A 25,041-nucleotide genomic window follows, 5' to 3' on the forward strand; every position below is an offset into this window, starting at 1 on the left:
ACTGCAAGGCACATGCCATGTGATGCATTCGACGCGATGCGTGTGCGATGCCTGTGGTGGCGCGGTTATCGGAGCGCAGGTGGCGAGTCGGTCCATCGATGGCGCGGCGCGAAACTGGTGCAGTCGCGCGCGCCGCGCCTCGTTCGGGTGCGTGTCGCGCCGCGACGAAGCGTGCTTCGACGCCAGTGAAGCGTCGCTGGCGCAGGTGGGGCATCGGCGGTGCATGGGCGCCTTGGGGACGCCGCGCTTTTGTGCATGGCGTGGACGCTGCCCACACCGGAACACCAGTGATACTGACTGCCGATCAGGGAGACCGGACATGATCGAACGCGCCGTCGCCAGCCCGCCCGATAAGTCCGCTTTCTGAATGCCCTTCACCGCGAACCGTCAGTTAGAGAGCACGCCGCGGCTGCTCGCGAGCGCGAAAGCGATGTACTACACCACGCAATGAGCTTAGTCTGGTCCTACCATTAAACACGACAAAATTTGCCGTTCGGGTAACGGGGAATTATTCCAGTCTGGCAAATCCCTTTTTTGAAATCCTTCCGGGGACTGGTAACCACTCACATTCCAGTTGTGCCCACTTGCGTGCTCAACTTCCACAATCCTGAATCGACACTGGCGACTTGGATTTTTCAAGTGAAAGACAATGCGTCTTTGCTCATCGCTGAAATTCTTTTCCGTGATTTCGTAGCGTGTCGGCTTACAGACGCTATATGTTGAATTCCATTCAATTGTGTTGGCTCGCACATAGAGCGCACCGGAACACGCACGACCTGTTCCCTCGAAATTCCCTTTAAAACCGACTTCGGCGCCAATCGCTATGCTTGATATGCTGTAGAGAATGATGCACATCGCCGTAACCTTCACTGAGCACATAATGCAGACTCCCCCTTGTGGATCAGGCTCAGCGCATAATCCAGCTTCTTGGCATAGAGTGAATCGCCAGAGTTATAGTGTTTAGCGATGCTTGATGTCGTAATGATTTTCCAGCTAACAATGACTTTCTTTAGCGAAGCTTTCTGATATTTCAGTACTTGACCCGCTCTCAATAAATGAGAGGAAGGATTCAGTTTCTGTATCACTTCAATAGTGCTTCCATTTGTCTTGGCAATCTTGGCGATGCTATCCCCTGCCAGTGCCCTGACTTCGTAGATTGTGGCGTCTGCGTCTGGGACGTTTTTGATCGCATAGTTCGCCGTTCGCATCAGCAAGTAGCCAATACCAGCGGCGATATTGTGAGGGGGATTCGTTATCGCATTACCAAGGGTGAGTCGATTTTTCCACGTTGGGGGAATAATCAAATCACCTCCTTCATTGCCAGCTAATAGCGCTCGCAGTCCTGGATCGCCGGGATTGCCTATTTGAATCGGATTCGATTCCCATTTTTTGCTTTCCGCACCGGTCTCCACCCAAATCATCGCCTTGATGAGCCGCCAATCCAATGGCCTGTACCCGGCAGTCCCCGACAGATGACGGTTGTACTGGTTCACGGTCATCTGGATTGCGCAATCGTAGAGGTCCCATTTGGCATTGCCCACAGCGCTGTTGATGCCCTCTTGCCATTTTTCATAGCCAGTCTTCGGTGGTGCTTGAACAGCCATACGACTCCTGCCTAGGGTTGAACTCAACATAGCGCCGGAATCCGAAGCAATAGTGTCCAATAAACGACTCAAATACGGACAGGGACTTCGGTATGTCGAAGATCTATGCAAAGTCGCTGCTCGGATCGGCAGCGATCAGATAATCACCTCGCGACAGGTTGTATGTACATGGGCGATGGCCCAAATTTCCTCGACTTTCCTAAGTGCACACCAGTCGTGGCACGGCTAGGAGTTCCTCGACGGACCGTTAGTCCTTGCTCATCCGATGGGCTGAATAACGCGTCAGCAAAAACAAAGACCCCGCAAGCCAAAACCATGGCTTGCGGGGTCTTTGCACCCATCCTGGCGCAGCACAAAAGAAAAACGGCGCAAGGACCATCAGCCCTTGCGCCGCTTCAACGCGTTACCTTCGCGCAAACCTCAATAAGTCGGAACCGACGGATCGACCTGACGCGACCACGCGTCGATCCCACCCTGCAGATTGAACACATTGGTGTGTCCGCGCGATTCGAGGAACATCGCGACTTGCGCACTGCGCGCGCCGTGATGGCAAATGCAGACGATCTGCGCATCGTCATCGAGTTCTTCGCTGCGCGCGGGAATCTCGCGCATCGGAATCGACACGACGCCGGCCATCGACGCGGTTTGCAGTTCCCACGGCTCGCGCACGTCGAGCAGTACGGGTGCGGGACGCGAGGTATCGGCGAGCCATTCGGCGAGTGCGGGAGCGGTCAGGTTTTGCATCAGCGGGACATCCAGTTCGTGGGACGGTGGGCTTGCTCGCCGCCCGTCCAGATCAACAATACAACTCGAAGCGCAGCGAAAACCGCCGCTTAGAACCTGAACCGCGCCGGCTGCACTGCATTGGCGAGCGGCTCGACATAGGTTTCGAACACGTCGGAGATGCGGTATTGCTTCTCGTCGATGCGCGTAATGATCTGCGCCTTCATCACCGGCGCGCTGCCGACGAATGCCGCGAGACGGCCGCCGACTTTCAGCTGTTCGAGGATTTCCTGCGGCAGCACCGGCAGACCGCCCGACACGCAGATCACGTCGTACGGCGCCGCGCCGCTCCAGCCGCGCGAAGCGTCGCCGGTCGCGACTTCGACGTTCAGCACGCCGTTGGCGATCAGGTTGCTCTTCGCGAGCTCGGCCAGTTCCGGCTCGATGTCGACGGTCAACACGTGTTGCGCGCGATGCGCGAGCAGCGCCGCCATGTAGCCCGAACCCGCGCCGATTTCGAGCACGCTTTCGTGCTTCTTCACCGCCAGCTCCTGCAGCACGCGCGCCTCGACGCGCGGCGCCAGCATGTGCTGGCCGGCCGGCAGCGGCACTTCGAAGTCGGCGAAAGCGAGATCACGGTAAGCGGCGGGGACGAATTTCTCACGTTTGACGATCGACAGCAGATTCAGCACGTCCTGGTCGAGCACTTCCCAGGGGCGGATCTGCTGTTCGATCATGTTGAAACGCGCTTGCTCGATGTTCATGGTGGATTCGGCGGTTTTGGTTTGGCGAGCGGGCGACGATTGCCGCTGACTTTTTTCCTGACCCGGCCCCGGCGGATTGCCGGCGGCGGCGGCCTCCGAAAGGCGTTCGCTTTGCAAGCCGCGTCAGGGGAACTGCGGGATTGTACCAAATGGCGGACTCGCGCCGGACGCTCGCGGGCAAGTGCCGGCCGGGCCGCCCCCGTGTTAATCCCTAGCGATCCGAGCTTGCGATTCGCATCGCGATCGCTACAAAATGTAATCGATTACATTTCGCTGCGAGGTCGTGTGTCCCGAACGCCGTCCCGATCGTCGCCGGCCACGCTGTCCGGCGCGAGCAGTCAACCGCTACGTCCGCCGCAGAGGCGCTCGCCGCGTACGGAGGACGGGTCGTCGATCGCCGGCGTGGCCGAGCAGGCGGGCGTGTCGGTGGCGACGGTGTCGCGCGTGCTGAACGGCCACGGCAATGTGCGGCCCGCCACGCGCGACAAGGTGCTCGCCGCGATCGACGCGAGCGGCTACCGCGTCAACGAACTCGCACGCAATCTGCGCACGGCCGTAAGCCGCCTGCTGCTGACGATGGTGCCGGACTTCGGCAATCCGTTTTACGCGGAGATCGTGCGCGGCATCGACAGCGTCGCGCGTCAGCACGGCTACTTCATGCTGCTATGCGACACCGGCGCGGACCCGGGCCGCGAGCGCAGCTACTTCGACATGCTGCGGCGTCGCCGCGCGGACGGCGCGATCTGCCTCGATCCGGCGACGATCCAGCAGGCGCTCGGCGAGGCGTCGCAGGCGCTGCCGTGGGTCGCGTGCTGCGAGTTCGATCCGGAGATGGGCGTGCCGTACGTCGGCATCGACAACTACCGCGCGGCCGGCGACGCGGTGCGCCATCTGCTCGCGCGCGGGCACCGGCGTATCGGCCTGATCAACTCCGACGTCGACTATCTGTATGCGCGCCAGCGTCAGCAGGGGTACCTCGACGCGTTGCACGACGCCGGCATCGCGCCCGACCCGCGCTGGCGCATGAATCTCAACAGCCTCGATTACGAGGCGGGCGCGTCGGCCGCAGCCGGGTTGATGCAGCAGTCCGATGCGCCGAGCGCGATTTTCGCGGTGTCGGACACGCTCGCGATCGGCGTGATCCACGGCTTGCGCAGCGTCGGCAAGCGCGTGCCCGACGACGTCGCGGTGGCCGGCTTCGACGACATCTCGCTCGCCGCGCAGATCGATCCGCCGCTCACGACGATCGCGCAGCCGATGCGCGAGCTCGGCGAGACCGCCGCGCGTCTGCTGCTGCAACGCCTCGCGAATCCGCAGGCCAACGTGCCGGGCGTGCTGCTGCCGCATCGTCTGGTGATTCGTGGGAGCGCGTGAACCATGAGCCTCGCGATCCGCTTCGACGACATCCGCAAGGACTTCGGTCCCGTGCGCGTACTGCACGGTGTGAGCTTCGAGCTCGCACCCGGCCGCATCTACGGTCTGCTCGGCGAGAACGGCGCGGGCAAATCGACGCTGATGAAAATTCTCGCCGGCTATGAAGCGGCAACCTCGGGCAGCGTGCTGGTCGATGGCCACGCGCAGCGTTTCGCCGGTTCGCGCGACGCCGAGGCGCAGGGCATCGTGCTGATCCACCAGGAGTTCAACCTCGCCGAGCATCTGACGATCGCGCAGAACATGTACCTCGGCCACGAGAAGCGCCGCGGCTGGTTCGTCGACGATGCCGCGATGCGCAGCGACGCCGCGCGCTATCTCGCGCAGGTCGGGCTCGAGCGCGCGCCGGACACGAAAGTGCGCGAGCTGATCGTCGCGGAAAAGCAGATGGTCGAGATCGCGAAGGCGCTGTCGCGCCGCGCGCGTCTGTTGATCATGGACGAGCCGACCGCGACGCTGACGCCGGCCGAAACCGAGCGGCTGTTCGCGCTGATGCTGAAGCTGAAGGCCGATGGCGTGACGATCGTCTACATCTCGCACAAGCTAGACGAAGTGGAGCGCATCACCGACGAAGTGATCGTGATGCGCGACGGCCGCTTCGTCGCGCGCGGTGAAACCGCGGGGCTCGCGCGTCAGCAGATGGCGAACCTGATGGTCGGGCGCGATGTGTCCGACATGTTCCCCGACAAGCAGACGGTGCCTGCCGACACGCCGGTCGCGTTGCGCGTGAGCGGCCTGACGGTGCCCGACTGGGTCGAGGATCTGAGCTTCGACGTGCGCGCGGGCGAAGTGCTCGGCTTCGCGGGCCTCGTCGGTGCGGGCCGCACCGAGGCGTTCGAGGCGATCATCGGCTTGCGCAAACGCACCGGCGGCACGATCGAAATCGCCGGCCGGGCAGTCGATCTGAAGAACCCGCGCGACGCGATGCGCCACGGTCTCACGTATCTGAGCGAGGACCGCAAAGGCAAAGGCCTGCACGTCAACATGAGCCTGCAGGACAACGTCACGCTGATGACGCTCGAACGCTACGCGCATCCGCTGCTCGACCTGAAAGCGGGGCGCGCGGCGTTGCAGGAGGCCGTCGGTGAATTCGGCATTCGTACCGGCGACCTGTCGAGCCGCGCGCGCATGCTGTCGGGCGGCAACCAGCAGAAGCTCGCGCTCGCGAAGTTCCTGCAGCCCGACCCGAACGTGATCGTGCTCGACGAGCCGACACGCGGCGTCGACGTCGGCGCGAAACGCGACATTTACTTCCTGATTCATCGTCTCGCCGCGCAGGGCCGCGCGGTGATCGTCATTTCATCCGAACTGATCGAGCTGATCGGCTTGTGCCATCGTGTCGCGGTAATGCGCGCGGGACACCTGCAAGCGACGCTGACGCTCGAGCATCTGACCGAAGAGGAGTTGATCGCTCATGCGACCGGCACCCACTGAAGCCGTGCAATCACGGCGCGCGCTGCGCGTCGCGCAGCGGCTCTACACGCTCGGGCCGCTCGCCGGGCTGATCGTGCTGTGCATCGTCGGCACGCTGCTCAATCGCGACTTCGCGACGCTCGACAACCTGATGAACGTGCTCACGCGCACGTCGTTCATCGGCATCATCGCGGTCGGCATGACCTTCGTGATCATCTCGGGCGGCATCGATCTGTCGGTCGGGTCGATGGCCGCGTTGATCGCCGGCATCATGATCTGGCTGATGAACGGGCTCGCGGCCGGTGCTACCGGTCATGCGTTGCCGCCGTTGCTGATCGTGACGATCGGCATCGTCGCGGCACTCGTGCTCGGCGCGCTGTTCGGCTGCGCGCATGGGCTGCTGATCACCAAAGGGCGCATCGAGCCGTTCATCGTCACGCTCGGCACGCTGGGGATTTTTCGCGCGGTGCTGACATGGCTCGCCGATGGCGGCGCGCTGACGCTCAATGATTCACTCTCCAATCTGTATGGTCCCGTCTATTACGCGAGCCTGTTCGGTGTGCCGGTGCCGATCTGGGTATTTCTCGTGGTCGCGGCGGGCGGCGCGCTGATCCTGAATCGCACCGCGTTCGGCCGGCACGTGCAGGCGATCGGTTCGAACGAACAGGTCGCGCGTTATGCGGCAATTCGCGTCGATACGGTCAAGATCGTCACGTACGTGCTGCTCGGGATCTGCGTGGGCGTGGCCACCGTGCTCTACGTGCCGCGCCTCGGCTCCGCCACGCCGACCACGGGCCTGTTGTGGGAGCTCGAAGCGATTGCATCGGTGGTGGTCGGCGGCACGGCGCTCAAGGGCGGCGAGGGACGCGTGATCGGCACCGTGATCGGCGCGATCCTGCTGTCGGTGATCGCGAACATCCTGAACCTGACCAGCATCATCAGTGTGTATCTGAACGCGGCGGTGCAGGGCGTCGTGATTATTTTCGTCGCGTTCGTGCAGCGTGGGCGGCGGTAGGCGGGCGTTTCAAGCAGGTGTAGCAAGGCAGGCGCGGTAAAACCAACGGCAGGTCCGATAAATCGGGGCGAACGAACGCCTCTTGATTGGAGACACACACCATGAAGCAAGTCATTCGAGCGATCGGCGCCGGCGTGCTGGCGTTGGGGATGCTGGGCACGAGCGGCGCGGCGCGCGCCGACGACAAGGTCACGCTGGGCGTCGCGATTCCGACGGCCGATCACGGCTTCACCGGCGGCATCGTCTGGTGGGCGAACAAGGCGAAGGAGGATCTCGAGAAAGCGCATCCCGATCTGAAAGTGATCGTGAAAACGGCGGCCAACGCGCCCGAGCAGGCGAACCAGTTGCAGGATCTGGTGACCGTCAACAAGATCAATGCGCTCGTGATCTTCCCGTACGAATCGGCGACGCTGACGCAGCCGGTCGAACAGGTGAAGCGCAAAGGCGTGTACGTGACGGTGGTCGATCGCGGTCTTACGAACACGAGTGCGCAGGATGCGTACGTGGCCGGCGACAACACCGCGTTCGGCAAGATTCCGGCCGAGTACCTGGCGAAGGCGCTCGACGGCAAAGGCAACGTCGTCGCGCTGCGCGGCATTCCGACCACGCTCGACAACGAGCGCTGGACCGCCTTCACCGGCGTGATGAAAAACTATCCGGACATCAAGATTCTCGACGCGAAGTACGCGAACTGGAATCGCGACGACGCGTTCAAGGTGATGCAGGACTATCTGACGCGCTTCAAGCACATCGACGCCGTGTGGGCCGCCGACGACGACATGGCGGTCGGCGTGCTGAAGGCGATCGATCAGGCCAAGCGCAACGACATCAAGATCGTGTTCGGCGGCGCGGGCTCGAAGGGCATGGTGAAGAACGTGATGGACGGCGCGCCGATGATCAAGGCCGACGTGTCGTACTCGCCGAAATTCATCTACGACGCGATCAAGCTGACCGCCGAAGCGCGGCTGAAGGGCGACAAGCTGCCCGCCACGACGATCATCCCGTCGGTGTTGATCACGAAGGAAAACGCGCAGCAGTTCTATTTCCCCGACTCGCCGTTCTGAGCGGCGCTCCACGCATCGTCTAACGCGCGCGGGTGCGGCCCGCGCGCAACGTTCGAGGAACCGTAAAGATGAAAACCATCAAAGGGCCGGCGATTTTTCTCGCGCAGTTCATGGGCGACGACGCGCCGTTCGACAATCTCGCGCATCTCGCCGAATGGGCCGCGGGCCTCGGCTTCAAGGGCATCCAGGTGCCGTGCGACCCGCGTCTGATCGATCTCGAGAAAGCCGCCGTGAGCGACGCGTATTGCGACGAATTGCGCGAGACCGTCGACAACGCGGGCGTCGCGATCACCGAACTCTCGACGCATCTGCAAGGGCAACTGGTTGCCGTGCATCCGGCGTACGACACGCTGTTCGACGGCTTCGCCGCACCGCACGTGCGCGGCAAGCCGGCGGCGCGCACCGAGTGGGCGATCGCACAGATGAAGTTCGCGGCGCAGGCGTCGCGCCGTTTGGGGCTGAGCACGCACGTGTCGTTTTCGGGCGCACTAGCGTGGCCGTATATCTACCCGTGGCCGCAGCGGCCGGCCGGCCTCGTCGAAACCGCGTTCGACGAACTGGCGCGCCGCTGGACGCCGATTCTCGATGCGTTCGACGCGGCAGGCGTCGACGTCTGCTACGAACTGCATCCGGGCGAAGACCTGCACGACGGCGTGACGTTCGAGCGCTTTCTCGCGGCGGTCAAACAGCATCCGCGCGCGAACATCCTGTACGACCCCAGCCATTTCGTGCTGCAGCAGCTCGACTATCTCGCGTTCATCGATATCTATCACGAGCGCATCAAGGCGTTTCATGTGAAGGACGCGGAGTTCCGTCCGACCGGCAAACAGGGCGTGTACGGCGGGTATAGCGGCTGGGTCGAACGCGCGGGGCGCTTTCGTTCGCTCGGCGACGGGCAGATCGACTTCGGCGCGATCTTCTCGAAGATGGCGCAGTTCGATTTTCCGGGCTGGGCCGTGCTCGAATGGGAATGTGCGTTGAAGCATCCGCACGACGGCGCGCGCGAAGGCGCGGAGTTCATTCGCCGGCACATCATCCGCGTGGCCGAGCATGCATTCGATGACTTCGCGGGCAGCGGTGTCGATACCGCGCAGTTGAAGAGCGTGCTGGGCATCTGACATGGGAGCGCAAACGATGCAGAGAAGAAGGCTCAGGCTGGGCATGGTCGGCGGCGGGCAGGGCGCGTTCATCGGCGCCGTGCATCGGATCGCCGCGCGGCTAGACGATCGTTTCGAACTGGTGGCGGGCGCGTTATCGTCCGATCCCGAGCGTGCGCGGGCGAGCGCCGCCGAAGCGGGCATCGCGCGCAGCTACGCGGACTGGCGCGAGATGGCGCGCGCCGAGGCCGCGCGCGACGACGGCATCGACGCGGTCGCGATCGTCACGCCGAATCATCTGCACGCGCCGGTCGCGACGGCGTTTCTCGAAGCGGGCATCCACGTGATCTGCGACAAGCCGCTCGCGGTTTCGCTCGCCGAAGGCGAAGCGCTCGCGAAGCTCGCGCAGTCCACCAAGCGGCTCTTTGCGCTGACCCATACCTATTCGGGCTACCCGCTGGTGCGGCATGCGCGCGAGCTGGTCGAAGGTGGCGAGCTGGGCGAGATACGCGTCGTGCAGGTCGAATATGCGCAGGACTGGCTCGCCGAGCCGCTCGAAACGGGCGGCGCGAACAAGCAGGCTGGCTGGCGTACCGATCCGGCGTTGGCGGGGCCGGCCGGGTGCCTTGGCGATATTGGCACGCACGCGTATCAGCTGGCCGCCTTCGTGACGGGGATGATGCCGCGCGCGCTGTCGGCCGAGCTGCACACGTTCGTGCCGGGGCGTCGTATTGACGATCACGTGCAGGCGATGCTGCGTTATGCGAACGGCGCGCGCGGCATGTTGTGGGCGAGCCAGGTGGCGAGCGGCGCGGAGAACGCGCTGCGCTTGCGGGTGTATGGCACCAAGGCGGGCCTTGCGTTCGATCAGGAGGAGCCGAACGCGTTGTGGTTCACGCCGCTGGGCGGCGCTGCCGAACGATTGACCCGCGCCCGTGTGAAAAGTCCTGTTGCCGCGCATGCGACGCGCGTGCCGGCCGGGCATCCGGAAGGCTATCTGGAAGCGTTCGCGCAGTTGTACAAAGATGCGGCGTTGCAGATCGATGCACTGAACGAAGGTCGTGCACCGCCGGCGGAAAGCCTGCTGTTGACGACGGTCGATGATGGCGTCGACGGATTGCGGTTTATCGACGCGGTGCTGAGAAGCAGTGCGGCGGATGGACGGTGGGTGGAGATCGAAGGGGCTTAAAGCGTTGCAGCGAAGCGCCAGGTCGGCGAAGCCGGAGCGTCAACCCCCCTTGCTTTTCTTGATCTGCGCTTCGAATGCGATGTCGAGCTTGCTGGCCTTGCGCGGTTTCTGCGGGCCGTACGCGTCGACGAACTTGACGAAGTCGTCGAGCGCCAGCGGGTCGGACACCTTCTTGTCGACCCCGCTCGATTTGTCGACCAGGTAGAACAGGCCGCCGGACAGGCTGATCGCGGCGAAGCGCGGGTTACCGGTGCGCGTTTTCAGGCGCTCGACGGCGTGGATGGCTCGGGTGGTGCGCATGATGGGGACTGCGGCTGCTGATTGACGAGAGCGTTACTTTAACAATTTTGCTGACGGTGTGCGGTTGGCGCCAACGAATCAAAACACGCGATGAACCTCGACCCGCTCAGCGACGACAAGATCATCGAAAGCTGGCAGCGCAACGCGTCGCCGTGGACGAATGCGGTGCGCGCGGGTGAGATCGACAGCCGCCGACTGGTCACCGATCAGGCCGTGCTCGACGCGGTCCTTGCTTGCGACCCGGCCACGGTCCTCGACCTGGGTTGCGGAGAAGGCTGGCTCGCGCTTGCGCTTCAGCGCCACGGCATCCGGGTGACGGCGGTGGACGCGATTGCCGAGCTAGTGCGTGCCGCGACCGATGCCGGCGTGACTGACGCGAGAACGCTGTCGTATGAACAGATCGCGGCAGGCGGGCTAGAGCTGCGCGCCGACGTCGTCGTTTGCAATTTTTCGCTGCTCGGCAAGGAGTCGGTCGACGGACTGCTGCGTGCGATGCCGACGCTGCTCACACACCGTGGATCGCTGGTGACACAGACGCTGCATCCGCTCGTCGCATGCGGTGAACTGCCGTACGTGAATGGCTGGCGAGCGGGTTCGTGGGCGGGCTTCGGTGACGCATTCAGCGATGCCCCGCCGTGGTTCTTTCGGACCTTGCAAACGTGGGTCGAACTGCTGGCAACAAGCGGGCTGACCCTGCAGCAGATGCAAGAGCCGTTGCATCCGCGAACCGGCAAACCGGCGTCGGTGATTTTTCGCGCGCGAGCGACCGGCTAGCCGGCCGCCGCAAGTTACCGCGTCTCACGCAGATGTCCGCAACGGAGGCATGGCATGCAAGCATTCGTCGATCGTCCAGGCACGCTGTTCGTGGTACTACTGGTCGCTTTCATCGGCGCGATCACGTTCGGCGCATTGGCGCTGCGACGCGTTTTCGCACTGAAGAGCGAGGAGCGCGAAGATTTCACGATCGTGGAGACGTCGACGTTGACGTTGCTCGCGCTGCTGATCGGCTTCAATCTGTCGATGGCGGTCAATCGCTACGACCAGCGCAAGAACCTGGAAGAAAACGAAGCGAACGCGATCGGAACCGAGTACGCCCGGGCCGATGTGGTCGCGCCGCCCATCGGCGCGCAGATGAAGGCTGAATTGACGCATTACGCGCAATTGAGACTCGCGCATTTTCAAACCCGAGATGCGCAGGACATCGCTCGCATCGAGGCAGACACAGCGAAGTCTCAGGCCGTACTTTGGCGCCTCGCGGCGCAGGTCGCGAAGGACCAGCCGACGCCGATCGGCGCGGTCGTGATGACCGGCATGAACGACGTCCTCAATTCGCAGGACTATTCCGAGGCGGCGCTGTTGAACCGGATTCCGCTGGGCGCGTGGACGCTGATGATCCTGATCGGACTATTTGCGTGCGTCGTGCAAGGTTATGGAGCGAGAGGCAGCGTTCGACGAGGCATCCTGATCATCGTGCTGCCCGTCACGGTTGCGCTGTCGCTGACGCTGATCGCGGACATCGACAGTCCGCGAGGCGGGATCATTCATATCGAGCCGCAAAACCTCGCGCGGCTGCTGAGATCGCTGGGGCAATGACGTCGCTCGGGCTTACTCGCTCAATTCGCGATGCAACGCCCGATACTCCTGCGCGAGCTTATGCCCCGGATCGAGATGAATGACGGGCGTCGCCAACTGATGCGACTCGCGGATCTTCACCGACGATGACAAGCGCGACCCCAGCACCGGCAAGCCTTCGCCGATCAGTTCGTCGACGAGCTTCTGCGGCAGGCTCGCGCGGGGCTGGAACTGGTTGATGACGATGCCTTCCACCTGCAGCGCGTCGTTGTGATCCTGCTGGATCTCCTTGACGTTTTCGAGCAGCGTGTAGAGCGCGCGACGCGAGAAGTCGTCGCAGTCGAACGGAATCAGACAACGCTCGACGGCAATCAGCGCCGAGCGCGTGTAGAAGTTCAGCGCGGGCGGCGTGTCGATGTAAATCGCGTCGTACATGTCGAGTTCGTTCAGCGCGTCGCGCAGCTTGTAGATCTTGTAGCGCGATTCGAGCTTGCCGTGCAGCGAGTCGAGGTCGGGATGGGCGGGCATCACGTCCAGATTCTCGAAGCGCGTCGGATGGATGTACGAGGTCGCTTCGACGGGCTTGAAGCTGAAGCCGAGCGCGGTTTCGAAGAAGCCTGCGACAGTGGGGTGGACTTCGCTCGCCTGCGGGCCGAGCAGATACTGGGTCGAATTCGCCTGGGCATCGAGGTCGATCACCAGCGTGCGCAGTCCTTCGCTCGCGCTGATGGCCGCCAGGTTGCAGACGATGGTCGATTTGCCTACGCCACCTTTCTGATTGAATACAACGCGCCGCATGGTCTCCCCTTGAACGGAAGCAGTTACAAAGGGCCCAGCATACCTGAGTCGCGTGACGGCGCTGATTTCGCTGGGTTGTTCGTGACCGTTCGACGCTTTACCGCGCGACCGCATCCACGAGGGCGGCCACACCGCTCACCGGCTTCATCACGTCGTCCGGCAGACCATGACGTTCGCGAAGATAGGCCGTCGAGTTGAACGACAGCCACGCGCGGCCGTCCGCGTCCTCCCAGACGAGCACCTTCAGGGGGAGATCGAGCGCGGCGGTCGGCGCGAGTTGCATCAAAGGTGTGCCGGCTTTGGGATTGCCGAAGATCAGGAGCCGGCTGAACCGCATCGTCAGTCCCGCGCGCGCAGCGTCGCCGCTGAAATCGATGCACGCGAAAACCGTCAGTCCGCGCTCCAGAATCAGGGTTTGCAGACGCTCGGCCGTTGCGCTGCCCGCGTGGGCGCTTGGAACGGTGACGATGCCAGTACTGGCGTTCTCTGCGATCGAAGCGGTAGCCATCTTGCCTCCCGTGCGCCAACGGTGACGCGAACCCATGCAGTGTAGGCGTTCGCCGGCGCGGTGTGGCCGATCGTGCGGAGGCGCCGGGCGGGCAGTTCTACCGAAAGGCGGAGCGTCATCGACGCCCCGCTGCCGGATTACTGGCTCAGATAAACGAACTTGCCATTCTTGATGGTGCCCATCACGCTAGCCCGCTGATCGAGACCGACGTGATCCTTCGGGCTCGTATTGACGACCCCGTTCGGCACCACCAGCTCATGCGCGTGCTCGAGTTCATCGCGCAACGCGACGCGAAACGCCGGCGTGCCCGGCCGCGCGGTCTTCAATGCGCGCGCGACGGCGTCCTGCAGGCGCGGGTACACGCCGGCCGCGTCGCCCGCGAACTGCGTGACGCTGCCGGGACCGTATTTCGCCTCGTACGCGTCGACGAACGCGAGCGCCGCCTTCTTCGACGGATGATCGGCCGGCAGCGTGCGCGCGACGACGACCGGCTGCGTCGGGAACAGCGTGCCTTCCACGTCCTTGCCGCCGAGCTTGATGAACTCCGGCGTCGCGATGCCATGCGTCTGATAGATCGGACCCTTGTAGCCGCGCTCGATCAGCGTGCGCTGCGGCAGCACCGTCGGCGTGCCCGCGCCGGCGATCAGAATCGCGTCGGGCTTCGCGGCCATCAGCTTCAGGATCTGGCCGGTCACGCTCGCGTCGGTGCGGTTGTAGCGCTCGGTCGCGACCAGCTGGATATGACGCAGCGCCGCGAACTTGCTGAATTCGTTGAGCCAGCTTTCGCCGTAGCCGTCCGCGAAACCGATGAAGCCGACCGTTTTCACGTTGTGATTCGACATGTAGCGCGTCATCACGTCGGCCATCGCGCTATCGGTCTGCGCCATTTTGTAGGCCCAGACCTTCTTGCCTTCCTGCGGCTCGACGACGCTCGCCGAGCCGATCAGCGTGATCATCGGCGTCTGGCTGTCGGCGACCGGATCGAGCGCGGCCATTGCGGCCGGCGTGATGTTCGGCCCGACGACCACATCGACGTGGTCCTCGTTGATCAGCTTGCGGATGTTGCGCACCGCGTTGCCGGGGTCGGATGCGTCGTCGAGGAAGATGTAGTCGGCTTTCTGGCCGGCGATCGTCTGCGGCCACATCAGCATTGCGTTCTTGCTGGTGATGCCGATCACGGCGGCCGGCCCCGTGTTCGACAGATCGATGCCGACTTTCAGGTCGGCGTGCGCCGCGCCGGCGACGAGTAGCGCCGCGGCCCCGAGGCCGCGCAGGGTGTTGCGTACTTTATTGTTGTGCAACTTCATCAGAAGTGTCTCCGTAGCGAGAGAGCGGTATGGAAGCGGTATGAAAGCGGTTCAAAGCTCATAGGTCTCGTGTTCGCCCTTCAGCGCCTGCTCGATCAGCTTGCGGTTCAGGCTCGGCGACAGAAGCTCGACGAGCGTGTACACGTAGCTGCGCAGATACGCGCCCTGTTTCAGCGCGACGCGCGTCACGTTGCTGCCGAACAGATGGCCGACCGGCATCGCGCGCAAATGGCGGTCGCGCTCGCCGTTGAACGCGATGTCGGCCATGATGCCGATGCCGAGGCCCAGCTCAACGTAGGTCTTGATCACGTCGGCGTCGATCGCCTCGAGCACGATGTCCGGATGCAGCCCGCGCAGGCGGAACGCCTCGTTGATCTTGGTGCGGCCGGCGAACGCGTTGTCGTACGTAATCAGCGGGTACTGGGTCAGGTCGTCGAGCGACAGCAGCTTGCGGTCGAGCAGCGGATGGTCCGGCTGCATCACGGCGACGTGGTGCCACTGGAAGCAAGGTAGCGACACCAGATCCTTGTAGTTCGAGATCGCCTCGGTCGCGATCGCGAGGTCGGCCTGGTCGTGCAGCACCATTTCGGCGACTTGGGTCGGGCTGCCTTGCAGAATCGAAAGGTGGACCTTCGGGAAGCGCTTCTTGAACACGGCGATCGCCGCCGGCAGCGAGTAGCGCGCCTGCGTGTGGGTCGCGGCGATCGTCAGGTTGCCCTGATCCTGCGCCGCGTAGTCCTTGCCGACCCGCTTCAGGCTTTCGACTTCCTGCAGAATTTTTTCGATCGATTGCAATATGATGCGGCCCGGCTCAGTCAGCGAGCGCACGCGCTTGCCGTGGCGGGTGAAGATTTCGACGCCGAGTTCGTCCTCAAGCTCGATGATCGCCTTCGAGACCCCCGGCTGGCTCGTAAACAGGGCCTTGGCCGCTTCGGTGAGGTTGAAGTTCTGCCGCACAGCCTCGCGGACGAAGCGGAATTGGTGCAGGTTCATATATAACCTCGCCGCATATAAAAAGAATTTTTTAGTCGTTTGAAATATAAGGCCAGTTTATTACGATCTGTCCATCTTTTTCAATATGGATATCTGTATTTGTTATAAGCAAATGAGCGATGGGTCTAAACGCTTGCTTGCGGCAGCTGACAAACACGGATGTTCGAGCCGCAGCAGAACCGGAGCGCCGGCCGCCGGACTGCCGTGTGTCACGCAAGTTTCGAAAAAAATTGGGGTCCCCGAATGTACCAATACGATCAATACGACCAGACCATCGTCGATGAACGGGTCGCGCAGTACGCCGATCAGGTTCGCCGCCGCTTGTCGGGCGAATTGAGCGAAGAGGAGTTCCGTCCGCTGCGTCTGCAGAACGGCCTGTACTACCAGCGCCACGCGTACATGCACCGCATCGCGATTCCGTACGGCAACCTGCGCAGCGACCAGCTGCGCGTGCTCGCCCAGATCGCGCGTGAACACGACCGCGGCTACGGCCATTTCTCGACCCGCTCGAACATCCAGTACAACTGGATCAAGCTCGAAGAAACGCCGGAAATCCTGCGCAAGCTCGCTGCCGTGCAGATGCACGGCATTCAGACCTCGGGCAACTGCATCCGCAACATCACCGCCGATCAATTCGCCGGCGTCGCGCCCGACGAAGTGGTCGATCCACGTCCGTGGGCCGAAATTCTGCGTCAGTGGTCGACGTTCCACCCGGAATTCGCGTGGCTGCCGCGTAAGTTCAAGATTGCCGTGTCCGGTTCGAAGGAAGACCGCGCGGCCGTGCAGATCCACGACATGGGCGTTTATCTGAAGAAGAACGCGCAAGGCGAACTGGTGGTCGACATTCTGGCGGGCGGCGGTTTGGGCCGCACGCCGATCGTCGGCGCGATCATCCGCCGCGATCTGCCGTGGCAGCATCTGCTGACCTACAGCGAAGCCGTGCTGCGTGTGTACAACCGCTACGGCCGCCGCGACAACATGTACAAGGCGCGGATCAAGATCCTGGTGAAGGCGCTGTCGCCGGAGAAGTTCTCCGCGCAGGTCGAGCAAGAGTGGCAGCACCTGAAGGACGGCCCGTCGACGCTGACGCAAGCCGAAGTCGATCGCGTGTCGCAGTACTTTGCGCCACCCGCTTACGACAAGCTGCCGGATACCGATGCGTCGTTCGAAAAGCATCTGCTGGAAAACCGCGCGTTCGCGCGCTGGGTCGAGCGCAACGTGCGTCCGCACAAGGTCGCGGGCTATGCGTCGGTCACGCTGTCGCTGAAGCCGACCACGGTCGCGCCGGGCGACGCGACGGACGCGCAGATGGAAGCGGTCGCCGACTGGGCCGACGAATACTCGTTCGGCCAGATCCGCGTGTCGCACGAACAGAACCTGATCCTCGCCGACGTGAAGAAGCGCGACCTGTTCGCGCTGTGGGAAAAGGCCAAGGCGCAGGGTTTCGCGACGCCGAACATCGGCTTGTTGACCGACATCATCTCGTGCCCGGGCGGTGACTTCTGCTCGCTCGCGAATGCGAAGTCGATCCCGATCGCGCTCGCGATCCAGGAACGCTTCAACGATCTGGACTACGTGTACGACCTCGGCGACGTGTCGCTGAACATCTCGGGCTGCATCAACGCGTGTGGTCACCACCACGTCGGCAACATCGGCATTCTGGGCGTCGACAAGGACGGCTCCGAGTGGTACCAGGTGACGCTCGGCGGCGAGCAGGGTACGGGCGCGACCGGCGCTCACCTTGGCCGCGTGATCGGCCCGTCGTTCTCGGCCGAGGAAATGCCCGACGTGATAACGAAGGTGATCGATACGTTCGTGGACAACCGCCAGGAAGGCGAGCGTTTCATCGATACGTACACCCGCATCGGCATCGCGCCGTTCAAGGAGCGCGTGTACGCCGCGCGTCAACCGGCTCACGCGTAACCGCGCAAAGGATACTGAACAGATGGCTTCTATCATCAAGAACCGCGACATCGTCAACGACGACTGGAGCGTCGTGCGTGCCGCGGAAGACGGCGCTTTGCCGGCGGTGAGCGAACTGCCGGCCGGCAAGGTCATCGTGCCGCTGGTGCTGTGGCAGGCCGAGCGTGAAGCGCTGATCGCCGCGCGCGGCGCCACCGAAATCGGCGTGTGGCTCGCGCCGGATAGCGAACCGGCGGACATCGCCGGCGACTTCGACAAACTCGCGCTGATCGCCGTGGACTTCCCGGTGTTCCGCGACGGCCGCGGCTACAGCATCGGCCGTCTGCTGCGCGAGCGCCATGGCTACAAAGGCGAGCTGCGCGCGATCGGCGACGTGCTGCGCGACCAGGTCAGGCTGATGTTCCGCTGCGGCTTCGACGCGTTCGCGGTGCGCGCGGACAAGGACATCAACGACGCGCTGAAGGCGTTCGACGACTTCACCGTGCAGTACCAGGGCGCCGTCGATGACCCGTCGCCGCTGTTCCGCCGCCGTGCCGCCCAGGCTGGCGCCGACAAGGTGCCGGCATGAACACCGCCCAATCGTTGAGCCCGGAGCTTGCAGCGAAGGTCGAGCGACTCGACGCGCTGCTCGACTCGATCGCCGCGCGCCACGCGAACGTGAAGCTCGCGAGCAGCCTCGCCGCCGAAGACATGCTGCTCACGCACGCAATCCTGTCGCGCGGCGTGAAGATCGGCATCTTCTCGCTGAACACCGGCCGTCTGCATGCGGAAACGCTCGGCATGCTCGATCGCGTGAAAGAGCGCTACGGTTACGACATCGAGCAGTTTCATCCGCAGGCGGCCGCGGTCGAGCAGTACGTGGGCGAACACGGCCTGAACGCGTTTTACGAAAGCGTCGAGCTGCGCAAGCGCTGCTGCGAGATCCGCAAGGTCGAGCCGCTCAATCGCGCGCTCGCCGACGTCAGCGCGTGGGTGACCGGGCAGCGCCGCGAGCAGTCGGTCACGCGTGCTGAACTGCACGAGGAAGAGCACGACGGCGCGCGCAACATCGCCAAGTTCAACCCGCTCGCGGACTGGACCGAAGCCGAAGTCTGGGATTATCTGAAGGCGTTCGATGTGCCGGTCAATCCGCTGCATGCGCGCGGTTATCCGAGCATCGGCTGCGAGCCGTGTACGCGTGCGATCCGCCCCGGCGAAGACAGCCGGGCGGGGCGCTGGTGGTGGGAGTCGCGCGATACGAAGGAATGCGGCTTGCATATCACGGCGATTACCCCGATTGCGGTCGAACGCAACGAAAACGCGCCGGCCTGAGCGCCGCGCACGAGCTTGCGGTCGACCGCCGCCGAAACCGATCTGAATACTTCCGTCCGCACGCATGCGCTTGCCGGGCGAACCAACGAAGGACCCGCTATGAGCACCACGCTCGATTCCGCTCTCAACGCTCCGCTTGCCAACACGGTCAACCGGATGGATCACCTCGATTGGCTCGAAGCCGAGTCGATTCACATCCTGCGCGAACTGGTCGCCGAGTGCAGCAAGCCGGCGCTGCTGTTTTCGGGCGGCAAGGATTCCGTCGTGGTGCTCGCGCTCGCACTGAAGGCGTTCGGCCTCGGCGCGAACCGCAAGACCCAGCTGCCGTTCCCGCTCGTGCATATCGACACCGGTCATAACTATGACGAAGTGATCGACTTCCGCGATCGTCGCGCGCAGGAGATCGGCGCGGAACTGGTGGTCGGCCATGTCGAAGATTCGATCAAGCGCGGCACCGTGCGTCTGCGTCGCGAAACGGATTCGCGCAACGCCGCGCAAGCGGTCACGCTGCTCGAAACCATCGAGCAATACGGCTATACCGCGATGATCGGCGGCGCGCGCCGCGACGAAGAAAAGGCCCGCGCGAAAGAGCGCATCTTCTCGTTCCGCGACGAATTCGGCCAGTGGGACCCGAAAGCGCAGCGCCCGGAACTGTGGAGCCTGTACAACGCGCGTCTGCACAACGGCGAACATATGCGCGTGTTCCCGATTTCGAACTGGACCGAGCTCGACGTGTGGCAGTACATCGCGCGCGAACAGCTCGAACTGCCGTCGATCTACTACGCGCACCAGCGCGAGATCGTGCGCCGCAACGGCCTGCTGGTGCCGGTCACGCCGCTCACGCCGATGCGCGAAGGCGAGGCGAGCGAACAGGCGCTCGTGCGTTTCCGTACGGTCGGCGACATCAGCTGCACGTGCCCGGTCGAAAGCGACGCGGACGACATCGAGAAGATCATCGCCGAGACCGCCGTTACCGAAATCACGGAACGCGGCGCGACGCGGATGGACGATCAGGTCTCTGAAGCGGCGATGGAACAGCGCAAGAAGCAGGGTTATTTCTAAGCACACGACGAGGGTAACGTAACCATGAGCAGTATTCATCAACCAGAAGACCTCGGCGTGCTGCGTTTCATCACCGCGGGCAGCGTCGACGATGGCAAGAGCACGCTGATCGGCCGCCTGCTGTACGACAGCAAGGCCGTATTGAGCGACCAGCTCTCGGCGCTGTCGCGCGCGAAGAACAAGCGCACCGTCGGCGACGAGATCGATCTGTCGCTCCTGACCGACGGCCTCGAAGCCGAGCGCGAGCAGGGCATCACGATCGACGTCGCGTATCGCTACTTCGCGACCGCCAAGCGCAAGTTCATCATCGCCGATACGCCGGGGCACGAGCAGTACACGCGCAACATGGTGACGGGTGCCTCGACCGCGCATGCGGCGATCATCCTCGTCGACGCGACGCGCGTGACGTTCGAGAACGGCGTCGCGCAACTGCTGCCGCAAACCAAGCGTCATAGCGCGATCGTCAAGCTGCTCGGTCTGCAGCACGTGATCGTCGCGATCAACAAGATGGACCTCGTCGACTACAGCGAAGCGCGCTTCAACGAGATCCGCGACGCGTATGTCGAGCTCGCGCGTCACCTCGGGCTCGAGGACGTGCGCTTCGTGCCGGTGTCGGCGCTGAAGGGCGACAACATCGTCACGGCCAGCGAGCGGATGCCGTGGTACGCGGGCCAGCCGCTGCTCGACGTGCTCGAAGCGCTGCCCGTCGAAACCGCGAGCGGCGAGGCGCTGCGCTTTCCGGTGCAGTGGGTCGCGCGCCAGGACGGCAGCCAGGCCGACGATTTCCGCGGCTACATGGGCCGCGTCGAATCGGGTGAAGTGAAGCTCGGCGACACGATCGTCGTGCTGCCGGCCAATCGCGAGGCGACCGTGGCCGAGATCATCGCGCCGGTGGTCGGCGGCACCGCGCAGGTGGACCGCGCGTTCGCCGGTCAGACGGTGACGATCCGCCTCGCGGAAGACGTCGACGTGTCGCGCGGCGACACCTTCGTGCTGCGCGCAGCCGCGCCGGAACCGGCGAAGAAGCTCGAAGCGGACCTGTGCTGGTTCGACGACACGCCGCTGTCGACGCAACGTAAGTATCTGCTGAAGCAGACCACCAACACGGTGTTCGCGAAGATCGGCGCGATCAAGGAAGTGCTCGACGTGCATACGCTGTCGCAGGCGACCGATCGCAAGGAACTGGCGATGAACGACATCGGTCGTGTCGCGCTGACCTTGCAGAAGCCGCTCGTGTGCGACGCATACGACGCGCATCAGGGCACGGGCGCGTTCGTGCTGATCGACGAGGCGACGAACCACACCGTCGCGGCCGGCATGATCCGGGCGTTTTCCGCCTGAGTTCGGGATAGGCCGGTAGGTAACGGAAGGGCCAGGCAGGCGGCGCAACGCGCCGCCTGCGTTCGCTCCAACGAACAGGTTGAGGTCAATGGGTAAGGTTTATCTGATCGGCGCGGGACCCGGTGCCGCGGACCTGATTACGGTACGCGGCGCGCGGCTGCTCGGCGCCGCCGATGTGGTGCTGCACGACGCGCTGGTCGAGCCGGCGATGCTCGACTACGCGCCCGCGCACGCAAAGCGCATCGCGGTCGGCAAGCGCTGCGGCCAGCTATCGACGGCCCAGCAGTTCATCAACAAGCAGATCGTCGATGCGGCATTGGAGCACGGCGTGGTCGTGCGTCTGAAGGGCGGCGATCCGATGCTGTTCGGCCGCGCCGACGAAGAGATGCGCGCGCTGGAAGCCGCGGGCATCGAGTATGAAGTGGTGCCGGGCATTACCGCCGCACTGGCGAGCGCGGCCACGCTGAAGCGTTCGCTGACGTTGCGCGGCGTGTCGCGCAGCGTCGCGCTCGCGACGTTCAGCCGCGCACCCGGTTCTGACGAGATTCGCGAGCAGGTCAACGCCGATTCACTGGTGTTCTACATGGGCCGCGACAGCGGTGTTGAGATCGCGCAGCAACTGATCGACGCCGGCAAGCCCGCGGCTACGCCCGTGGCGATCGTCGAGGCGTGCAGCACGCCGCGCGAACGCATGCTGACGCTGACACTGGAAGATCTGGCTGCGGGAGAAGCGCAGCGCTGGGTCGATGCGTCGCAGCCGAGTCTGTTGATGATCGGCGAGGCATTCGCGGCGCGGCAGACCGAGGCAAAGCGCTCGTCGAACGGGATGCTGGTCGCGGCCTGAAGGTCCCCGGCAGGGCCGGCCCGACAGCGGCGAATCTGAGCAAGCAGAACGAAAAAATCAGAGTTGCCGCAAGCAATACTGCGCGAGCGCATCCAGCACCGAATCATCCTCACCGGCCGCCACCGCGCAGCGAATCTCGACACCGGGATGCGCGGCGCGGCATTGCTCGACGAGCGCGGGCAAATCCTGGCGCACATGTCCGCCTTGCCCGAAGAATACCGGCACCACGGTGATCGCGGCGCAGCCTTGCGCAACCAGTTGCGTGACGGCCGTCGGCAGGCTGGGTTCCATCAGTTCCAGAAAGGCAAGCGTAACCGCCTGCGCTTCGCCCGTCGCCGCGCGCGCGGTGCGCAGCTTGTCGGCGAGCCGCTCGAACGGCTCGCGCCAGCGCGCATCGCGTGCGCCGTGGCCAAACAGAATCAGTCCGTGCGTAGCCATCGCGTCAACTCCTGACGATGCCCTTCAACGCCCTCTGGCGTTGCGAGTTAGTGCCGGTCGACCCACTTCAAGCCGACGAGCCCGAGCACCAGGTAAATGAGCCCCGGCGTCGCCGCAGTCAATGGCGCAGGCCACGTATTGAGCGTGCCGATGTGCGAGAACAGCGTGTTGAACAGCTGGAAGCTCATGCCGAGCATGATGCCGCCGAACACCTTCATCCCGACCACTCCCGCGCGCGTATGCAGATACGCGAACGGCAGCGACAGCACCAGCATCACGAACACCGCGAACGGATACAGTACCTTTTTCCACAGCGCGATTTCATAGCGCTGCGTGTCCTGATGGTTTTCGGTCAGATGCTGGATATAGCGGAACAGATTGAACATCGACATGCGGTCCGGCGACACCAGCAGCACCGACAGAATCTGCGGCGTCAGCTCAGAGCGCAGCGAATACTCGGGCAGCGTGACCTGGTTGGCGCGATACACCGGATTGAGCGCATCGGCCGGCGTGCCGGGAACTCGGGCCACGTCCAGCAGTTGCGTGTCGGTCACGCCGGTCAGCAGCCAGTGACCCGGCGGTTGATACCGGCCGCTCTGCGCGATGCGGATGTTCGACAGACGGAACTTCGAATCGAACTCGTAGATGCGCACGTTGCTGATCGTCGCGTCGGGTCTCAGCTCGCCGACATTGACGAAGCGCGTGACCTGCTCGCCGTCGGCGCGCTCGGTCAGCGTGTCCTTGACCCACACGCCCGACTGGAAGTTGCTCGACACCGACGAGCCGAGCGCCTCGAGCCGCACGCGCTCGGACAGCTGGTCCGTGTACGGCCCGACCACTTCGCCGATCAGATAGGTGACGATCACGAGCGGAATGCCGATTTTCAGCAGCGAGCGCAGCGCCCGGTTGGTGGCGAGACCGGACACGCGGAAGATCGTGTACTCGGAGTTGGCCGCCATCTGCGCGAACACGTAGATCGCGCTGATCAGCGCCGCGACCGGAATGATTTCATAGAAACGCGACGGCGTTTGCAGCGCGACGCGCAGCACCGCGTACTGAAACTTGTAGTTGCCGTGGCCGACCGAGTTCAGTTCGTTGATCAGATCGAAAAAGAAGAACAGACCTGAAAATGCAAACAGGATGAAGACGAACGTGAGATAGATCTGACGCGCGAAATACCTTTCATAAATGCGCATCGGTCAGGCTCCCTGCGAACGGCTGAACATGGCGCGCGTGAACAGCGGCCGGTTGCGCACTCGCATCCAGAAGATGAACGCGACGATGCCGAGCACGATCACGTGCAGGATCACGAGCCCGATGCCGAACGACATCTTGCCCTGCTCGATCCAGGCCTGCACGACGTTCAGCAGATTCGAATAGGTCAGGTAGATCAACACGGCCATCACGAGGTTGATCGTGCGGCTGCGCCGCGGGTTCTGGTGCGCGAGCGGAATCGCGAGCAGCATCAGGTTGATCGCGATCAACGGCAGACCCGCGCGCCACGCGAATTCGGCGAGGTTCTCGTTGGTCGGATTGCGCAGCAGCGTCATTGTCGGCAAGCCCGTGGTGGTCGGTGTATTGACGACCGGCTGGCTCTGGATCTTCACGCCGTAGCGCTCGAACTCCATGATGCGGAAATCGGGGTGGCCCGGCTCGCCGTCGTAGCGGCGGCCGTTTTCCAGCACGACGAAGCGGTCGCCGTTCTTGTGCGTCTCGATGTGGCCGTTCTTCGACACCACGACGTTGACCTTGCCGCCCTCGGTGCTCGTCACGAACACGTTTTCCACGTGCCCCTGGTCGGGCGACATCTTCTCGATGAAGAACACGCGGTGTGTGGTCGGGGATTCGCGGAACTGCCCGGGAGCCAGCAGCGAGACCTCGTCGCGCTGCTGGAAGCGCGCGCGGATCAGCTTGCTCTGCTGGTTCGACCACGGCCAGCCGACGAACACGAAGAACATGATCAGGATGATGATCGGCGTGGCGAAGATGCCGATCGGCTTGATGAATTGCGTGAGACTGACGCCCGAAGATAGCCACACGACCATCTCGGAGTCCTTGTACCAGCGTGTGAGCACGAACAGGATCGACACGAACAGCGTCGCGACGAGCATGATGGCCAGATAGCCGATCACGGTGAGGCCGATCAGGACCAGCACGTCGCGCGGATCGATCTCACCCGAGGCCGCGAAGCCGACGATGCGGATCATCATCGTCGTCAGCACGAGCGTGAGGAGAACCATGAACACGGCGCCAGCCGTGTACGCGAGCTCGCGCTGGAGGGAGCGTTCAAAGATCATTATTGATGACGAGAGGGGGCGCTCACGGCGACGCGGGGGTTCGTTCC

26 protein-coding genes are annotated in these 25,041 nt (G+C 63.5%); 14 read left to right on the forward strand and 12 right to left on the reverse strand.

Annotated features, from left to right (window positions below):
* Nucleotides 1-453: 453 nt before the first annotated feature.
* The 4 genes from ACLFKU_RS15470 to ACLFKU_RS15485 all read right to left on the reverse strand — a co-directional run bounded on the left by ACLFKU_RS15470 (nucleotide 454) and on the right by ACLFKU_RS15485 (nucleotide 3,091).
* Nucleotides 454-855: a hypothetical protein gene (locus ACLFKU_RS15470; RefSeq protein ID WP_410849655.1), complete on the reverse strand. Its 402-nt coding sequence runs from the start codon at nucleotides 853-855 to the stop codon at nucleotides 454-456.
* Nucleotides 856-866: 11 nt separating this feature from the next.
* Entirely contained in the window at nucleotides 867-1,604 is a 738-nt protein-coding gene (locus tag ACLFKU_RS15475) for a LysM peptidoglycan-binding domain-containing protein (protein WP_410849656.1), read from the reverse strand.
* A gap of 420 nt (nucleotides 1,605-2,024) precedes the next feature.
* A complete protein-coding gene (locus ACLFKU_RS15480) occupies nucleotides 2,025-2,348 on the reverse strand; it encodes a rhodanese-like domain-containing protein (RefSeq protein ID WP_018431735.1) in 324 nt (107 codons plus the stop codon).
* A gap of 89 nt (nucleotides 2,349-2,437) precedes the next feature.
* Nucleotides 2,438-3,091 (reverse strand): protein-L-isoaspartate O-methyltransferase family protein, encoded by a 654-nt coding sequence (locus ACLFKU_RS15485; protein WP_368586643.1) that lies wholly within the window; start codon nucleotides 3,089-3,091, stop codon nucleotides 2,438-2,440.
* Between the two features lie 285 nt (nucleotides 3,092-3,376).
* Here ACLFKU_RS15485 and ACLFKU_RS15490 point away from each other — a divergent pair, with 285 nt between their 5' ends.
* The 6 genes from ACLFKU_RS15490 to ACLFKU_RS15515 all read left to right on the forward strand — a co-directional run bounded on the left by ACLFKU_RS15490 (nucleotide 3,377) and on the right by ACLFKU_RS15515 (nucleotide 10,300).
* Nucleotides 3,377-4,465 carry a LacI family DNA-binding transcriptional regulator gene (locus ACLFKU_RS15490; RefSeq protein ID WP_410849657.1) on the forward strand — a complete coding sequence of 363 codons (1,089 nt, stop codon included), beginning with the start codon at nucleotides 3,377-3,379 and terminating at the stop codon, nucleotides 4,463-4,465.
* 3 nt (nucleotides 4,466-4,468) lie between these two features.
* On the forward strand, nucleotides 4,469-5,956 hold the full coding sequence (locus ACLFKU_RS15495; RefSeq protein WP_410849658.1) for a sugar ABC transporter ATP-binding protein: 1,488 nt from the start codon (nucleotides 4,469-4,471) through the stop codon (nucleotides 5,954-5,956).
* On the forward strand, nucleotides 5,937-6,950 hold the full coding sequence (locus tag ACLFKU_RS15500; RefSeq protein WP_368586646.1) for an ABC transporter permease: 1,014 nt from the start codon (nucleotides 5,937-5,939) through the stop codon (nucleotides 6,948-6,950). The genes ACLFKU_RS15495 and ACLFKU_RS15500 overlap by 20 nt, the downstream gene beginning before the upstream one ends.
* A 101-nt stretch (nucleotides 6,951-7,051) precedes the next feature.
* The gene (locus ACLFKU_RS15505) at nucleotides 7,052-8,014 is read left to right on the forward strand and encodes a substrate-binding domain-containing protein (protein ID WP_368586647.1); all 963 of its coding nucleotides are present in this window, start codon (nucleotides 7,052-7,054) and stop codon (nucleotides 8,012-8,014) included.
* Between the two features lie 68 nt (nucleotides 8,015-8,082).
* Nucleotides 8,083-9,132 (forward strand): sugar phosphate isomerase/epimerase family protein, encoded by a 1,050-nt coding sequence (locus ACLFKU_RS15510; RefSeq protein ID WP_410849659.1) that lies wholly within the window; start codon nucleotides 8,083-8,085, stop codon nucleotides 9,130-9,132.
* 16 nt (nucleotides 9,133-9,148) lie between these two features.
* Complete coding sequence (locus tag ACLFKU_RS15515; protein ID WP_368586649.1) at nucleotides 9,149-10,300, forward strand: Gfo/Idh/MocA family protein; 1,152 nt, start codon at nucleotides 9,149-9,151, stop codon at nucleotides 10,298-10,300.
* Nucleotides 10,301-10,339: 39 nt separating this feature from the next.
* Here the strand turns inward: ACLFKU_RS15515 and ACLFKU_RS15520 are convergent, their stop codons facing one another.
* Nucleotides 10,340-10,600, reverse strand: coding sequence for a hypothetical protein (locus ACLFKU_RS15520; protein WP_368586650.1), 261 nt, complete (start codon nucleotides 10,598-10,600; stop codon nucleotides 10,340-10,342).
* A gap of 90 nt (nucleotides 10,601-10,690) precedes the next feature.
* On the opposite strand from ACLFKU_RS15520, the gene ACLFKU_RS15525 reads away from it, so the two are divergent.
* Together ACLFKU_RS15525 and ACLFKU_RS15530 are read left to right on the forward strand one after the other, a co-directional pair.
* Complete coding sequence (locus tag ACLFKU_RS15525; RefSeq protein WP_410849660.1) at nucleotides 10,691-11,374, forward strand: class I SAM-dependent methyltransferase; 684 nt, start codon at nucleotides 10,691-10,693, stop codon at nucleotides 11,372-11,374.
* 54 nt (nucleotides 11,375-11,428) lie between these two features.
* Nucleotides 11,429-12,193, forward strand: coding sequence for a hypothetical protein (locus ACLFKU_RS15530; RefSeq protein ID WP_410849661.1), 765 nt, complete (start codon nucleotides 11,429-11,431; stop codon nucleotides 12,191-12,193).
* Between the two features lie 12 nt (nucleotides 12,194-12,205).
* Here ACLFKU_RS15530 and ACLFKU_RS15535 read toward each other — a convergent pair whose 3' ends face one another.
* From ACLFKU_RS15535 to ACLFKU_RS15550, 4 genes are all read right to left on the reverse strand, one after another.
* Nucleotides 12,206-12,970 carry a ParA family protein gene (locus tag ACLFKU_RS15535; RefSeq protein WP_368586653.1) on the reverse strand — a complete coding sequence of 255 codons (765 nt, stop codon included), beginning with the start codon at nucleotides 12,968-12,970 and terminating at the stop codon, nucleotides 12,206-12,208.
* Between the two features lie 97 nt (nucleotides 12,971-13,067).
* The gene (locus ACLFKU_RS15540; protein WP_368586654.1) at nucleotides 13,068-13,478 is read right to left on the reverse strand and encodes a DUF302 domain-containing protein; all 411 of its coding nucleotides are present in this window, start codon (nucleotides 13,476-13,478) and stop codon (nucleotides 13,068-13,070) included.
* Nucleotides 13,479-13,615: 137 nt separating this feature from the next.
* Nucleotides 13,616-14,785 carry an ABC transporter substrate-binding protein gene (locus ACLFKU_RS15545; RefSeq protein ID WP_410849662.1) on the reverse strand — a complete coding sequence of 390 codons (1,170 nt, stop codon included), beginning with the start codon at nucleotides 14,783-14,785 and terminating at the stop codon, nucleotides 13,616-13,618.
* A gap of 51 nt (nucleotides 14,786-14,836) precedes the next feature.
* Nucleotides 14,837-15,778 carry a CysB family HTH-type transcriptional regulator gene (locus tag ACLFKU_RS15550; RefSeq protein ID WP_410849663.1) on the reverse strand — a complete coding sequence of 314 codons (942 nt, stop codon included), beginning with the start codon at nucleotides 15,776-15,778 and terminating at the stop codon, nucleotides 14,837-14,839.
* Nucleotides 15,779-16,021: 243 nt separating this feature from the next.
* Between ACLFKU_RS15550 and ACLFKU_RS15555 the strand changes: the two genes are divergently transcribed.
* The 6 genes from ACLFKU_RS15555 to cobA all read left to right on the forward strand — a co-directional run bounded on the left by ACLFKU_RS15555 (nucleotide 16,022) and on the right by cobA (nucleotide 22,259).
* Nucleotides 16,022-17,701, forward strand: a complete 1,680-nt coding sequence (locus tag ACLFKU_RS15555) for a nitrite/sulfite reductase (RefSeq protein ID WP_410849664.1) — start codon at nucleotides 16,022-16,024, stop codon at nucleotides 17,699-17,701.
* Between the two features lie 22 nt (nucleotides 17,702-17,723).
* On the forward strand, nucleotides 17,724-18,269 hold the full coding sequence (locus ACLFKU_RS15560; RefSeq protein ID WP_410849665.1) for a DUF934 domain-containing protein: 546 nt from the start codon (nucleotides 17,724-17,726) through the stop codon (nucleotides 18,267-18,269).
* Nucleotides 18,266-19,012: a phosphoadenylyl-sulfate reductase gene (locus ACLFKU_RS15565; protein ID WP_176366992.1), complete on the forward strand. Its 747-nt coding sequence runs from the start codon at nucleotides 18,266-18,268 to the stop codon at nucleotides 19,010-19,012. The genes ACLFKU_RS15560 and ACLFKU_RS15565 overlap by 4 nt, the downstream gene beginning before the upstream one ends.
* Nucleotides 19,013-19,111: 99 nt before the next feature.
* Nucleotides 19,112-20,074 carry a sulfate adenylyltransferase subunit CysD gene (gene cysD / locus ACLFKU_RS15570; protein WP_410849666.1) on the forward strand — a complete coding sequence of 321 codons (963 nt, stop codon included), beginning with the start codon at nucleotides 19,112-19,114 and terminating at the stop codon, nucleotides 20,072-20,074.
* Between the two features lie 24 nt (nucleotides 20,075-20,098).
* Nucleotides 20,099-21,415 (forward strand): sulfate adenylyltransferase subunit 1, encoded by a 1,317-nt coding sequence (locus ACLFKU_RS15575; protein WP_368586659.1) that lies wholly within the window; start codon nucleotides 20,099-20,101, stop codon nucleotides 21,413-21,415.
* 88 nt (nucleotides 21,416-21,503) lie between these two features.
* A complete protein-coding gene (cobA, locus tag ACLFKU_RS15580; RefSeq protein ID WP_368586660.1) occupies nucleotides 21,504-22,259 on the forward strand; it encodes a uroporphyrinogen-III C-methyltransferase in 756 nt (251 codons plus the stop codon).
* 57 nt (nucleotides 22,260-22,316) lie between these two features.
* On the opposite strand, the gene ACLFKU_RS15585 is transcribed toward cobA, so the two are convergent.
* Genes ACLFKU_RS15585 through lptF form a run of 3 tightly spaced genes read right to left on the reverse strand, consistent with a single transcriptional unit; the run spans nucleotide 22,317 to nucleotide 24,994 of the window.
* Nucleotides 22,317-22,697: a sirohydrochlorin chelatase gene (locus tag ACLFKU_RS15585; protein ID WP_368586661.1), complete on the reverse strand. Its 381-nt coding sequence runs from the start codon at nucleotides 22,695-22,697 to the stop codon at nucleotides 22,317-22,319.
* A gap of 47 nt (nucleotides 22,698-22,744) precedes the next feature.
* A complete protein-coding gene (gene lptG / locus ACLFKU_RS15590; RefSeq protein ID WP_368586662.1) occupies nucleotides 22,745-23,893 on the reverse strand; it encodes an LPS export ABC transporter permease LptG in 1,149 nt (382 codons plus the stop codon).
* A gap of 3 nt (nucleotides 23,894-23,896) precedes the next feature.
* On the reverse strand, nucleotides 23,897-24,994 hold the full coding sequence (lptF, locus tag ACLFKU_RS15595) for an LPS export ABC transporter permease LptF (RefSeq protein WP_368586663.1): 1,098 nt from the start codon (nucleotides 24,992-24,994) through the stop codon (nucleotides 23,897-23,899).
* Nucleotides 24,995-25,041: the final 47 nt, after the last annotated feature.

Origin of the sequence: Paraburkholderia sp. EG304, from assembly GCF_046543485.1 — a bacterium.
GTDB classification, from domain to species: Bacteria; Pseudomonadota; Gammaproteobacteria; order Burkholderiales; family Burkholderiaceae; genus Paraburkholderia; species Paraburkholderia youngii.

What these genes read in the sequence shown, in the direction of transcription:
- ACLFKU_RS15470 (WP_410849655.1), bottom strand. Translation starts at nt 855, where the DNA reads ATGTGCATCATTCTCTACAGCATATCAAGCATAGCGATTGGCGCCGAA.
- ACLFKU_RS15475 (WP_410849656.1), bottom strand. Translation starts at nt 1,604, where the DNA reads ATGGCTGTTCAAGCACCACCGAAGACTGGCTATGAAAAATGGCAAGAG.
- ACLFKU_RS15480 (WP_018431735.1), bottom strand. Translation starts at nt 2,348, where the DNA reads ATGCAAAACCTGACCGCTCCCGCACTCGCCGAATGGCTCGCCGATACC.
- ACLFKU_RS15485 (WP_368586643.1), bottom strand. Translation starts at nt 3,091, where the DNA reads ATGAACATCGAGCAAGCGCGTTTCAACATGATCGAACAGCAGATCCGC.
- ACLFKU_RS15495 (WP_410849658.1), top strand. Translation starts at nt 4,469, where the DNA reads ATGAGCCTCGCGATCCGCTTCGACGACATCCGCAAGGACTTCGGTCCC.
- ACLFKU_RS15500 (WP_368586646.1), top strand. Translation starts at nt 5,937, where the DNA reads ATGCGACCGGCACCCACTGAAGCCGTGCAATCACGGCGCGCGCTGCGC.
- ACLFKU_RS15505 (WP_368586647.1), top strand. Translation starts at nt 7,052, where the DNA reads ATGAAGCAAGTCATTCGAGCGATCGGCGCCGGCGTGCTGGCGTTGGGG.
- ACLFKU_RS15510 (WP_410849659.1), top strand. Translation starts at nt 8,083, where the DNA reads ATGAAAACCATCAAAGGGCCGGCGATTTTTCTCGCGCAGTTCATGGGC.
- ACLFKU_RS15515 (WP_368586649.1), top strand. Translation starts at nt 9,149, where the DNA reads ATGCAGAGAAGAAGGCTCAGGCTGGGCATGGTCGGCGGCGGGCAGGGC.
- ACLFKU_RS15520 (WP_368586650.1), bottom strand. Translation starts at nt 10,600, where the DNA reads ATGCGCACCACCCGAGCCATCCACGCCGTCGAGCGCCTGAAAACGCGC.
- ACLFKU_RS15525 (WP_410849660.1), top strand. Translation starts at nt 10,691, where the DNA reads ATGAACCTCGACCCGCTCAGCGACGACAAGATCATCGAAAGCTGGCAG.
- ACLFKU_RS15530 (WP_410849661.1), top strand. Translation starts at nt 11,429, where the DNA reads ATGCAAGCATTCGTCGATCGTCCAGGCACGCTGTTCGTGGTACTACTG.
- ACLFKU_RS15535 (WP_368586653.1), bottom strand. Translation starts at nt 12,970, where the DNA reads ATGCGGCGCGTTGTATTCAATCAGAAAGGTGGCGTAGGCAAATCGACC.
- ACLFKU_RS15540 (WP_368586654.1), bottom strand. Translation starts at nt 13,478, where the DNA reads ATGGCTACCGCTTCGATCGCAGAGAACGCCAGTACTGGCATCGTCACC.
- ACLFKU_RS15545 (WP_410849662.1), bottom strand. Translation starts at nt 14,785, where the DNA reads ATGAAGTTGCACAACAATAAAGTACGCAACACCCTGCGCGGCCTCGGG.
- ACLFKU_RS15550 (WP_410849663.1), bottom strand. Translation starts at nt 15,778, where the DNA reads ATGAACCTGCACCAATTCCGCTTCGTCCGCGAGGCTGTGCGGCAGAAC.
- ACLFKU_RS15555 (WP_410849664.1), top strand. Translation starts at nt 16,022, where the DNA reads ATGTACCAATACGATCAATACGACCAGACCATCGTCGATGAACGGGTC.
- ACLFKU_RS15560 (WP_410849665.1), top strand. Translation starts at nt 17,724, where the DNA reads ATGGCTTCTATCATCAAGAACCGCGACATCGTCAACGACGACTGGAGC.
- ACLFKU_RS15565 (WP_176366992.1), top strand. Translation starts at nt 18,266, where the DNA reads ATGAACACCGCCCAATCGTTGAGCCCGGAGCTTGCAGCGAAGGTCGAG.
- cysD (WP_410849666.1), top strand. Translation starts at nt 19,112, where the DNA reads ATGAGCACCACGCTCGATTCCGCTCTCAACGCTCCGCTTGCCAACACG.
- ACLFKU_RS15575 (WP_368586659.1), top strand. Translation starts at nt 20,099, where the DNA reads ATGAGCAGTATTCATCAACCAGAAGACCTCGGCGTGCTGCGTTTCATC.
- cobA (WP_368586660.1), top strand. Translation starts at nt 21,504, where the DNA reads ATGGGTAAGGTTTATCTGATCGGCGCGGGACCCGGTGCCGCGGACCTG.
- ACLFKU_RS15585 (WP_368586661.1), bottom strand. Translation starts at nt 22,697, where the DNA reads ATGGCTACGCACGGACTGATTCTGTTTGGCCACGGCGCACGCGATGCG.
- lptG (WP_368586662.1), bottom strand. Translation starts at nt 23,893, where the DNA reads ATGCGCATTTATGAAAGGTATTTCGCGCGTCAGATCTATCTCACGTTC.
- lptF (WP_368586663.1), bottom strand. Translation starts at nt 24,994, where the DNA reads ATGATCTTTGAACGCTCCCTCCAGCGCGAGCTCGCGTACACGGCTGGC.